This is a genomic window from Streptococcus pseudopneumoniae (assembly GCF_038148935.1).
Taxonomy (GTDB): domain Bacteria; phylum Bacillota; class Bacilli; order Lactobacillales; family Streptococcaceae; genus Streptococcus; species Streptococcus pseudopneumoniae_U.
In genome coordinates, this window is record NZ_JBBJZX010000065.1 from 1 (window position 1) to 11,688 (window position 11,688).

Here is an 11,688-nt window from a genome sequence, read left to right on the forward strand (position 1 = left end):
TAGTTAGGAAATAATGTCATCCAACTTTGATAAAAAGGCTTGGGTTTTTGCCTCAATATCTTCTGCCTGCATCAGATCGCGTACGACTGCTACTCCAGCTATGCCAGTGCCCATAAGCTGGTCAATGTTCTCTGAAGTCAAGCCTCCAATAGCAACTACTGGAATGGCGACCGTTTGGCAAATTGTTTTCAAGGTCGATATCAGAGTAATGGGCGCATTTTCCTTGGTGGTGGTTGGAAAAATGGCTCCTGTCCCCAAGTAATCTGCACCTGATTTCTCCGCTTCCAGAGCTCTTTTAACCGTTTTAGCGGTGACACCGAGGATTTTTTCAGGACCCAAGACTTTGCGGGCAACCGAAACGGGTAACTCATCGTCTCCGATATGCAGACCTGCAGCATCGACTGCAAGACAGATATCCAACCGATCATCGATTATCAAGGGGACCTGATAGGCATCTGTTATTTCCTTGACTTGTTTTGCCAGTTGATAATATTGATTGGTTGTGAGATTTTTTTCTCGTAATTGTACTATGGTAACCCCTGAACGGCAGGCAGTCTCAACTTTTGCAAGAAATCTTTCCACGGAATCTTGATAGCGATTGGTTACCAGATATAGTCTAAGTGCTTCTCTATTCATAAATATCTCCTTTGATGCCATCTAGCCAGTTTTCATCTCTTTTGAGGAGCGAAAGCTGATTGAGTACTTGGTAACGAAAATCTTCCAATCCAATTCCTTGAACAACTATTCTCTCAGCAGCGATATTGAGATAAGAAACCGCTAGACACGAAGCTTCAAAGGCAGTCTTTCTTTGGCTGAGAAAAACGGCTGTCAAGGCTCCAACCAAGTCTCCTGTCCCTGTTATCCAGTCTAATTCTGCACAGCCATTTCCCAATACAGCCACTTGATTTTCTGACACTATAAGGTCCTTGGGACCAGTGACTAAGAATGACATACCAGGATAAAGCTGACACCATTCTTTCAAGACTTGAAGCAAATCCTCAGTTTCTTGATCTTTAGCACTCGCATCGACCCCAACTCCATGGTGTTTTAAGCCAACAAGACTTCGGATTTCCGACATATTTCCTTTAAGAACTGTGGGTCTATAGTCTAAAAGGTCTTTAACTAAGCTATTACGAATGGGCGACGCTGATACACCAACCGCATCTACTACCATCGGGAGAGAAGCTTGGTTTGCATAAGAAGCTGCCATACGAATTGCTTTTTCCTTCTCAGCTGACAAATGCCCTAAATTGATGAAGAGTGCTTGACTTTGTTTGGTAAAATCAAGAACCTCACGGGGATCATCTGCCATGACAGGTTTACATCCCAGCGCCAAAATTCCATTGGCCAGCATCTCACAAGAAATTTCATTGGTAATACAGTGAATTAGGGAACTAGAGCCTATCGGAAAAGGATTTGTAAATGCCTGCATCAGTCTATCCTTTCAGCAAAGAAATATCCCTGCACTTTTTTAAAGAATTCCTGCTTGATTAAAAATCGAAAGGCAATAAAGGAAATCGCTGTACCAATCAAGGTTGCTCCGAAAAATCGAGGAGTGTAGATAAACCAGCTGAGCTTGGCCGCAGATCCCGTAAAGAGAACCATGACAGGATAGGAAACAATAGAACCAATAATACCTGTTCCCAAAATTTCTCCCAAGGCAGAAAAGTAAAATTTTCGACCGTACTTATAAAAGAGACCTGCCAGAAGGGCTCCAAAAGTCGCTCCTGTAAGAGCTAAAGGCGGAATCCCTTGAGTCGTCATACGGATAAAAGCTGTCACTGTAGCCATAACCAAAGCATAAACAGGTCCCATCATGATTCCTGCTAGAATATTGACTACACTGGACATCGGTGCCATTCCCTCAATCCGAAAGATAGGCGTAAGGACTACATCAAGGGCAATCATCATGGATAAAATGGTTAATTTGTGAACTTGTAATTGGTGCTTTCTCATATTTCTATTCTTCTCCTGTTTCTAAAGACTGTAAATCGCTCTTCCATGTCTGGTGTTGGTAGGCCATTTGCCAAAACTTGGCTTCCATGTGAACACTGATGTGGAAGGCATCTAGCATTTTGTTTCTGTCTGTCTCATCACTTTCTCGATAGAGTTGATTGATCAGAGCCTCTTCCTCTCTGATCTGCTGCTCTAACTCATCTGTAATATACGTTTCAATCCATTGTTGGTAGAGAGGATTTGGTGATGGTTTAAGATTAAGTGATTTGCCTATATCATGATATAGCCAAGGACAAGGCAGCAAGCTCGCAAAAGCAATACCCAAGTTTGGCTCTGCAAATTGCCGATAAATGTGCGAGATATAATGATAGCAGGTGGGAGCGATTGGATGTTGCTCCATTTCCTGATCGCTGATTTCCAATTCCTTGAAAAATTGTTGGCGTATAAATAATTCACCCTCCACTAAACTCTGAGCATTCTGTTTCAAGAGTCTTTTCATCTCTTGGTTTGAAGTCTTATCAGCCAAAAGGTGATAGATTTCTGAGAAGGCCTTCAGATAGTAGGCATCCTGAATCAGGTAATAGCGGAAAATGGCAGGTTCTAAATTTCCCTCTTGTAATTGTAAAATAAAGGGATGATGAAAGGAAGCCTGCCAAGCTTCCTTGGATAATTCCATCGCAATATCTGTAAATTCCATAATAACTCCTTTATAAAAATAGACTGGTTTGAAGCAATAAAAAGAACAGCAGGTAGATGAATATTGTCCTTTGAGGAATATAAAAAGTCCGGTAGCGATTCTCCACCTGTGCATGTTCGTCATATCCATGCGCCGATAGAGCTCTCAGGTAAAGATGGCGCCACCTAAAGACTGTCATCAGAACCTTGCTATAAATCAAGGGCGACCAAAAATGTAGTTCTTGACCGCGTAATAGGCAAGCTTCCTTGAGGGACTTGATTTCTTGCTGAATAAGGGGGAAGGAATTGAATACCACAATCAAGGCATAGGCCCAAGAGCGTGATAACCCCTTTTGAGCCAAGTACAAGAGAAGCTCTTTTAGGGAAATAGAGGAAACAAAGACAAGACCAATACAAACGGTCACAAAAGCCCTCGTTCCAAGCATGACTGCCTGCGAAGCATCTCCATGTAACTGAACTGCCCAGTAGTTGGCCAAAGATGGCAAAATGGCAAGCAGAATCATCCAAGCCAATACTTTAAATCTACGGTAATAGAGCATAAAGAGAATACAAAATGCAACTACCGAGAGATTAAGAGCAATCGAAGGAATGAAAGATGTTTCCAAGGATAAAATCAGCAAAAAGAGACTGATAATCGGTGTCTGGGTTGATACTTTGACCATACTATTTCACCTCCCCTTGAGTATTGCTACTCTGAGATGTAAGTGGTTTGGTAACTGTCACTGATTTCACATGACAAAGACCCTGACTAGTCATCTCAATCCAATAATCAACCACAGAGATCAAGGGATCTAAACGATGACTAATGATCAGAAAACTTCTTCCTTGATTTCTCTCCTCCAGAATCCACTGACAGAAATAATGGCAAGCTCTATCATCCAAACCTGCAAAAGGCTCATCTAGCAAAATCACAGAAGCCTTGCTGGTCAAGATGGTCAAGAGCTGAAGAATCTTTTGCTGACCACCACTTAATTGATAAGGACTCTTATCGAGTGCCTGCTCTAGATCAAAATATCGTAAAGCTTGGAAAATTCGTTGATTTCTTTCAGAATCAGGTCCATCTAATTGAAGTTCCTCTCGCAGACTGACTCGGATAAACTGTTTCTCAGCTTCCTGAACAACACCCGTCAGGTCACGGTACAAACTCTTTTTCTTTTTCAGGACTGTCCCCTTCCAGGTAATGCGCCCCTTATACTTTTGAAATTGAAGAATAGACCGAAAGAGGGTGGATTTCCCGACACCATTATCACCCAAGATACAAGAAATTCCTTGGTAGAATGTGAAATCCGCAATCGAAAAGAGGGGACGCTTATCCAGCTCACAAGTCGTTCGATCCATATGGAATAGTTCTGATCTAGAAGCAACCTCCTTTGAAGCAACCTGTGTCATCTCAGAGGTAGGGATTTGAAACACTTCCCTTAGTTGTCCGTCTCTTAGCTCCACCATATGGTCGATATAGGCTTCATAATCAGATAAATCATGGTCGCACAAAATAACTGTCTTCCCATTAGAGACCAACTCTTTTAGAATCTCCAATATCTCTATCCTACTCTTGCGATCAATGGAAGCAAAGGGCTCATCCAAAAGATAGACCCTAGGATTCATAGCAAAGAGAACAGCCAAAGCAGCCTTTTGCTTTTCCCCACCTGATAAGTGATGAATTGGACGGTGCAAGATGTCCTTGCAATGACATTGCTGGACCACCTCTGCTATTTTAGAATCAATTTCCTGAAGGTGATAGCCGATATTTTCCATGGTAAAAACCAACTCCTCAAACAAGCTCTCCATGGTAAATTGATGATTAGGATTTTGCAAGAGAATACCAACCGTTTGGACACGTTCGATGATAGAAAGCTGACTGACTTCGCTCCCATCTATCAGTACTTGACCGCTATAGGGAAGAGAACTAACTTGGGCAATAACTTGAAAGAGGCTCGATTTTCCTGAACCACTGCTCCCAACTAACAAGGTAAAGGCTTGCGCATGAAAAGTAAAATCAAGCGGCTCAGAGAAGATTGGGGACTGAATCGCTCGTAGTTCCAGCCCCATCTATGCCTTGCCCCCAGCTGCAAACTGATGATAAAGTTTGACAATGGCACGAACCAAAATGGTACAGAAGAAATAAACAGAAATAAAACGTACCACTAGTAAGGAAAGAACAAAAGGAAGGGAGAAGGCATAGTAACCTAACTTAATGTATTCATAGATAAAACTAACAAGCGTAATCCCAATACTACTTGCAGTTAGAGAGAGCCAACTTTCATAGCGATTCTTGGTTACGATAAAACCAAGTTCACTTCCCAAACCTTGAACCAAGCCAGACAAAAGGGCACCTAGACCGAATTGGCTACCATAAAGGACTTCGGCAAGCGCAGCTAGCACTTCACCAATCGTTGCACTTCCGACTCTTGGAACAAAGATGGCCGCAATAGGCGCAGCCATACACCAGAGACCAAAGAGGATTTCATTGGCAAAGGCCTGTAAACCAAGAGGTGTTAAGAGTAGGCTGAGAATATTATACACATATCCTGAACCAACGAAAACCCCACCAAAAAAGATAGACAAGAAAGCAAGCAAGATAACATCTTTTAACTGCCATTTTTTCAACATAAAAAAACTCCTTTTTTAAAGAAAAGTGGGGTGCTCAAGGTGAGCTACCAAAAGGCTTTATATCACCTTCATCCAGTTTCGTAAAAGAAAAAACTCTAATTACAGATAGGAATTAGAGTTTAGCTTACAAGATTAGACCGTTCTTTTCGACATACGAAAAAAACATTTCACATTTCCCTTCGCCAGTATTAACTGTATCAGGTTCAATGGGTATCATCTCAGCCTAAAGCACCCCAAATGTCTTTATTATTTAATTATGTGATTATTATAACACACATTTTATACTAGTTCAAGAAATTGAACTGGAAATACAGCCTTGCACTCACAAAGACAGCAGATCTTTCTTGGGTTAGATCTATATCTATTGTTCACTCATTTCCCGAACAGTTTTTTTTATATTTTTTGCATACGATATTGCTGAAATGATTGAAACACCGTCAACATTGGTCTTCATAATGTCTTTAATATGTTGCGTCTGTATCCCACCAATTGCAACTAAGGGCATTTGTGGCAATAGTTTTCTCATCAATTTAAGACCTTCATAACCTATAGCGCCACCAGCATCATCTTTTGACTGGGTATCAAATACAGTACCAACACCAACATAATCTACATATTCAACTTTTGACTGTTGAAATTCTTTCTCGTTTTTTATAGAAAGACCAATTATTTTATCTGGCATCAATTTTCTAATTTCATCAACTCCAAGGTCATCTTGTCCTACATGTACGCCATCAGCGTCAATTTCCATCGCCAAATCAATATCATCATTAACAATAAACGGAACATTGTATTTTTTACAAAGATCCTGTAGTTTAATTGCTAATTTAACTTTTTCTTTACCTTCCAGGGCTCCCTCACCTTTTTCACGAAATTGAAATAAGGTTATACCACCTTTTAAGGCTTCCTCAACGACTCTATATAGATCTTTTCCTTGGCAAGTAGTCGTTCCACAAATAAAATATAGTTTTAGTAATTCTTTATGAAACATTTTACTTCACTCTTTTGAATTCCTTTACATCTTCATCTGAAATCTCGTATAAGGCATTCATAAATTCAACTTTAAATGTTCCAGGAAGATGTCCATTTGGACGTTTTTCTGCCATTTCTCCAGCGATATTGTAAACCAACATTGCTGTTTCTAATGATTTCAATTCTTGACCTTTTTCTAGTCCGATAAAGCTTGCTACCACTGCCCCTAATAAACATCCTGTCCCAATGACTTTTGGCATCATGGCACTACCATTATGAATCGTTACCACTTCTCCATTAACAGCAATCGCATCCACTTCACCTGTTACTATTATAGGAATATTGAACTTCTCATTTGCTGCTAGAGCAATCTCGTCAATATTATCTACTCCCACACTATCTACTCCTTTAGATGCCACACTTATTCCTACTAAAGAGGCAATCTCGCCAGCATTTCCTCTAATCGCTGCTAGTTTGTAATTGTTAATTAGATCATCTGCTACTTTTTTTCTATATTCTCCTGCTCCACAGGCTACAGGATCTAAAACTGCTGGGACATTATATTTCTCTGCAATTTTAAGAGCAGCTTGGTATAATTTCCAATTTTCATCTGTCAATGTTCCTATATTTATTAATAAGCCACCAGCATACTTTAATAAATCCTCTAAATCTGCTGGAAACTCACTCATGGCTGGTGAGACACCCAGTGCTACTAATCCATTTGCTGTGAAATTTTTTACTACATCATTGGTGATACAAATGACCAATGGTGCTTTTTCTTTTAATAATTTTAAACTTGTCATATTGAATTCCTTCCTTTTCACTTTATACGATCTATTGATTTCGATTTATCTCTATCTTTAGTTGAGAATTTTTTTCAGTTACATTGAATGATTTACCTCGTCAAATTTGTCAGTACCCTGAACTTTCCCTAGACATCGTAACCAATATCAAAAAAGGCTAATTCTAAAGCGACCGCTTGATTCCAGCGTTGCTGAAGTTCTGTCAAATCTTCTCGACCTTTCCCGACACGATTGAGTTCGTCAACAAGAAATTGAACCCACTCTGCAAAGAAAGGACCTCTATGGAGATTGATCCATTCCGAATGAATATAGGCTTCAGGTAGAGCCAAATCTTTAGAACCCCAGTCTAAATAGAGACCCTCTGCAATGACCAGCATGACCAAAAGATGGGCATAGTCTGATGAAGAAACAGCAGAATACATTAAATCCTGAAAGGCTTTTGTTACAGGGTGCAAGGTCACTTTCAGATAGTCATTCTCAGATACTTTTAACTCTTTGAAAGCCTTTTGGAAATAACCATCTTCATCTGCTTCAAGAAAGCCTAGTTGCTTGGCAAAACGAAGCTTGGATTCAAGCTGGTCTGCGTGGGCTACGCAGGCACCCAGCATGGATAAGAAGGCATCAAAGAAATGATAATCTTGAATCAGGTAGTCCTTTAAGACCTTATTCTCAATTGTCCCTGCAAAAAGTTCCTTGACAAAACGATGATTGATTGCAGCTTGCCAATCCTTCTGACTGCTTTTTAATAATTCTTCAACAGTCAGACCTGGCTCAAATGCATAAACCTGTGTTTCCATATTTATTTTTCCTCTCTTTACTCCTTAGTAATCAATAAAACACCAAGAGATACCAAGTAAAATCCTAATTCCACTTGATCCTTTTAAAGAACATTGAGGGCATTTGCAGAGAGCTACCTAAACAAGACTATCCAGTTTATATAAACAAAAAAACTCCAATTACAATCAAGAATTAGAGTTGACTTACAAGATTAGACCGTTCATTTCGCCATACGAAAAAACGTTTTACATTTCCCTTCGCCAGTCTTAACTGTATCAGGTTCAATGGGTATCATCTCAGCCTAAAGCACCCCAAATGTCTCTATTATTTAATTACTACACCAGTATAGCAAAAAATGAAAGCCCTAGCAAGATATTTGACCGAAAAATATCTTTATATAGTTTTTGATAGCGATTTATTCTTCCAATACACGAAGAAAAACCTCCACATTCAGTGGAGGCAATCATTTTATCAATACAATTTTAAGTCGCGGGGGTCAACTGGGAAGGTTGGGTTGTATGGGTTGTGACGGAGTTTGAAATGTTTGACATCTTCAATAGTCTGAGTTCCAGACAACTGCATGACTGTCTTCAATTCCGCATTCAAGTGTTCAAAGACTTGGCGCACACCAACACTACCGCCGAGTGCCAAGCCATAGATAACCGGGCGACCAATAGCTACCAAGTCTGCTCCTGAAGCCAAGGCTTTAAAGACATGTTGACCACGACGAACACCAGAGTCAAAGACAATTGGCACACGTTTATCAACTGCTTCTGCCACTTCTTGAAGTGAATCAAAGGCAGCTGGTCCACCGTCGATTTGACGACCACCGTGGTTGGTTACCCAGATACCAGAGGCACCTGCAGCAAGCGAACGTTCAACATCCTCACGGCATTGTGGTCCCTTGACATACACAGGAAGTCCTGAGTATTCAGCGATAAATTCTACATCACGTGGAGACAAGCGTTGTTTAGCTGATTTGTAAACAAAGTCCATTGATTTACCAGCACCTTCTGGCAGATATTCTTCAACAATCGGCATGCCAACTGGGAAGACAAAACCATTACGCTTATCAACCTCACGATTACCCCCTACAGTAGCATCTGCCGTCAAGACAATCGCTTTATAACCTTCAGCCTTCACACGATCCATGATGTGGCGGTTAATGCCATCATCTTTACTAAAGTAAAATTGGAACCAATGAGGTGTCCCTTGGAGGGCTTCAGAAATCTCTGGAAGGTCAACAGTAGAGTATGAGCTAGTTGTATAAAGAGAACCAAACTCATGCACACCACGCGCAGTCGCCACTTCACCCTGTTCATTCGCTAATTTATGAGCCGCAACAGGCGCCATAATGATTGGTGAAGACAATTTTTCACCTGCAAATTCAATCTCTGTACTTGGATTTTCTACATTGCAAAGCGTATGCGGAACGATGAGCTTGTGGTTAAAGGCGCGGATATTCTCACGTAAAGTGAAAGTATCTTCTGCTCCACTGGCGATATAGCCAAATGCTGCTTTAGGAATCACTTTTTGCGCCATGGGCTCCAAATCATAGGTATTGATGAAATCTACATGCCCTTCTGCATTGCTTGTTTTGTATGACATAAACTGTCCTCCTTGATTAAGTAAGCGTTTGCTTTTTACTATACATCTATAATAACTCTTTTTTCAATCATTTTCAAGAGTTTTGCTTAAAAACCATCTTATTTTTTCATACAATATACTATCCCTACTTTCCTTAAACTCTAAACTTTAGTCTATATTAAGTGAATCGTTGAGATTTTTTGCTGCCAGGCATTTGAACTACTTTTTTATTTGCTGATTCTATCTACCAATGCTATAAAAAACAAGTGAATAAGACACCAGAACATCCTCTAATAGGGCCTAGGGACTTATATCAGTCCCATATATACTGTTTAAGCAAGATACTATCCTAGTTGACGCTAACTTCCTATCCCACTTATTAATTTTTTATTTATAGTGAATCTGAACAAATCAATTGGAGAATCCAAGTCAATTTCTAGTACTTTTTGAAAAGTTTCAGCGTACTATCGTAAAATGAAATAAAACATGCGCAAATTGATTAGGGAATTTAAACCAATTTCTAACAATATCTTAGAAATCAAAGTGTACTATTTCAACTTCAACACACTATACTTCATTTTCTCCTTAAATTCAGTCTCTTTTTTCATCAAAAAAATCCTCTGACAAGTACCAGAGGATAAGAGCTTATTTCATTGTTGGGAAGAGCAATACATCACGGATAGTTGTTGTATCAGTGAGGAGCATGCAAAGACGGTCGATACCAATTCCCAAACCACCTGTTGGTGGCATACCGTATTCAAGAGCCTCGATGTAGTCATAGTCGATACCTGTTGCTTCATCATCACCAAGTTCTTTGGCTTTAGCTTGGGCTTCAAAACGGCTAAGCTGGTCGATTGGATCGTTCAACTCAGTAAAGGCATTACCGTACTCCTTAGTCATGATGAAGAGCTCGAAACGGTCTGTAAAGCGTTGGTCTTCAGGATTTTTCTTAGCGAGTGGAGATACAGCTACTGGATGTCCATAGACAAAGGTTGGTTGGATTAAAGTTTCTTCAACAAACTCTTCAAAGAAGGCATTGATGATGTGACCAACCTCAGTATAGTGTTTCTCAACAGGAACTTTTTTCTCAGCAGCGATAGCTTTAGCTTCTTCCAAAGTCATGTCTTGCCAGAAATCGACACCAGTAATTTCTTTGATAGCATCCACCATGTGAACACGTTTAAATGGTTCGTTAATCTTGATTTCAGTTCCTTGGTAGTTAACTGGGCCATCACCTTTGACTGATTTAGCAGCATGTTGGATAATGCCTTCAGTCAAGTCCATGATGTCTTGGAAGTCAGCATAAGCTTGGTAGACTTCGATAGAAGTAAACTCAGGGTTATGAGTAGCATCCATTCCTTCGTTACGGAAGATACGGCCAATTTCATAGACACGTTCCATACCACCCACGATAAGGCGTTTCAAGTGAAGCTCAGTCGCGATACGAAGTACCATGTCAATGTTTTGGGCATTGTGGTGGGTGATAAATGGACGGGCAGAAGCACCACCAGCTTCGTTATGAAGAACAGGTGTTTCCACTTCAAGGAAACCTTTTTGGTCAAGGTAACGACGGATTTCAGAGATGATTTTTGAACGAGTGACAAAGCGTTCAAAGCTTTCACGGTTAGAAATCAAGTCAAGGTAACGTTTACGGTAAATTGTTTCAACGTCTGTCAAACCATGGAATTTCTCAGGAAGAGGACGAAGAGCCTTGGACAAGTGTGTGATGTGAGTAGCCTTGATAGAGAGTTCTCCCATATCTGTACGCATCACTTCACCTTCGACACCAAGGAAATCACCAAGGTCTGCTTTTTTGAAGATTTCGTAGTTTTCTTCACCGACAGCATCCTTACGAACATAGATCTGGATTTGACCTTCGCGGTCTTGAAGGTGGGCAAAACCTACTTTACCTTTACCACGTTTGGTTACCAATCGTCCTGCGATAGTAGCTGTTTCGTTTTTATCGTGTAATTGTTCCTTATCGAGGTCGGCATATTTATCTTTTAATTCTTGTGAATTTGCAGTGCGTTCAAAGCGTTTTCCGAAAGGATCAATTCCTTGTTCACGGAGCGCAGCCATTTTTTCACGGCGAACGATCTGCTGGTCATTTAGTTCTTCCATATGTTCTGTTGACATGGGATCCTCCTAGATTTACTCAAAATTGAATACGATGAGTCATTTTTGCGATACTCCCATTTTATCATAAATAAGCAAGAAATTCACGGATAATCTTTCAAAACTAAAAAGAACTTGACGCTAGCTAACTTCTCAAAATAACTTCCACTTA

At 40.2% G+C, this 11,688-nt stretch carries 12 protein-coding genes and 2 riboswitches; all 12 genes read right to left on the reverse strand.

Annotated features, from left to right (window positions below; genetic code table 11):
- Positions 1-3: 3 nt before the first annotated feature.
- The 12 genes from thiE (WKI42_RS07540) to lysS all read right to left on the reverse strand — a co-directional run bounded on the left by thiE (WKI42_RS07540) (position 4) and on the right by lysS (position 11,537).
- Positions 4-636, reverse strand: a complete 633-nt coding sequence (thiE, locus tag WKI42_RS07540) for a thiamine phosphate synthase (RefSeq protein WP_368081597.1) — start codon at positions 634-636, stop codon at positions 4-6.
- Positions 629-1,432 carry a hydroxyethylthiazole kinase gene (locus WKI42_RS07545; RefSeq protein ID WP_368081598.1) on the reverse strand — a complete coding sequence of 268 codons (804 nt, stop codon included), beginning with the start codon at positions 1,430-1,432 and terminating at the stop codon, positions 629-631. The genes thiE (WKI42_RS07540) and WKI42_RS07545 overlap by 8 nt, the downstream gene beginning before the upstream one ends.
- Positions 1,432-1,956, reverse strand: a complete 525-nt coding sequence (thiW, locus tag WKI42_RS07550; protein WP_020900146.1) for an energy coupling factor transporter S component ThiW — start codon at positions 1,954-1,956, stop codon at positions 1,432-1,434. Before thiW ends, WKI42_RS07545 begins: the two co-directional genes overlap by 1 nt.
- 4 nt (positions 1,957-1,960) lie before the next feature.
- A complete protein-coding gene (tenA, locus tag WKI42_RS07555; protein ID WP_261148690.1) occupies positions 1,961-2,653 on the reverse strand; it encodes a thiaminase II in 693 nt (230 codons plus the stop codon).
- A 10-nt stretch (positions 2,654-2,663) separates the two neighbouring features.
- Positions 2,664-3,314, reverse strand: coding sequence for an energy-coupling factor transporter transmembrane component T (locus tag WKI42_RS07560; RefSeq protein WP_368081599.1), 651 nt, complete (start codon positions 3,312-3,314; stop codon positions 2,664-2,666).
- Between the two features lies 1 nt (position 3,315).
- Complete coding sequence (locus tag WKI42_RS07565) at positions 3,316-4,701, reverse strand: ABC transporter ATP-binding protein (protein WP_368081600.1); 1,386 nt, start codon at positions 4,699-4,701, stop codon at positions 3,316-3,318.
- Positions 4,702-5,262: an ECF transporter S component gene (locus WKI42_RS07570; RefSeq protein ID WP_368081601.1), complete on the reverse strand. Its 561-nt coding sequence runs from the start codon at positions 5,260-5,262 to the stop codon at positions 4,702-4,704.
- A gap of 157 nt (positions 5,263-5,419) precedes the next feature.
- A riboswitch (TPP riboswitch) is annotated at positions 5,420-5,508 on the reverse strand.
- Between the two features lie 115 nt (positions 5,509-5,623).
- A complete protein-coding gene (gene thiE, locus WKI42_RS07575) occupies positions 5,624-6,253 on the reverse strand; it encodes a thiamine phosphate synthase (RefSeq protein WP_368081602.1) in 630 nt (209 codons plus the stop codon).
- A 1-nt stretch (position 6,254) separates the two neighbouring features.
- Positions 6,255-7,037 (reverse strand): hydroxyethylthiazole kinase, encoded by a 783-nt coding sequence (gene thiM / locus WKI42_RS07580; RefSeq protein WP_368081603.1) that lies wholly within the window; start codon positions 7,035-7,037, stop codon positions 6,255-6,257.
- Positions 7,038-7,165: 128 nt separating this feature from the next.
- Complete coding sequence (locus WKI42_RS07585; RefSeq protein ID WP_173306763.1) at positions 7,166-7,834, reverse strand: TenA family protein; 669 nt, start codon at positions 7,832-7,834, stop codon at positions 7,166-7,168.
- A 215-nt stretch (positions 7,835-8,049) separates the two neighbouring features.
- Positions 8,050-8,138: riboswitch (TPP riboswitch) on the reverse strand.
- 147 nt (positions 8,139-8,285) lie between these two features.
- A complete protein-coding gene (gene lctO / locus WKI42_RS07590; protein WP_088791092.1) occupies positions 8,286-9,422 on the reverse strand; it encodes an L-lactate oxidase in 1,137 nt (378 codons plus the stop codon).
- Between the two features lie 624 nt (positions 9,423-10,046).
- Positions 10,047-11,537: a lysine--tRNA ligase gene (lysS, locus tag WKI42_RS07595; RefSeq protein ID WP_119919981.1), complete on the reverse strand. Its 1,491-nt coding sequence runs from the start codon at positions 11,535-11,537 to the stop codon at positions 10,047-10,049.
- Between the last annotated feature and the right edge of the window lie 151 nt (positions 11,538-11,688).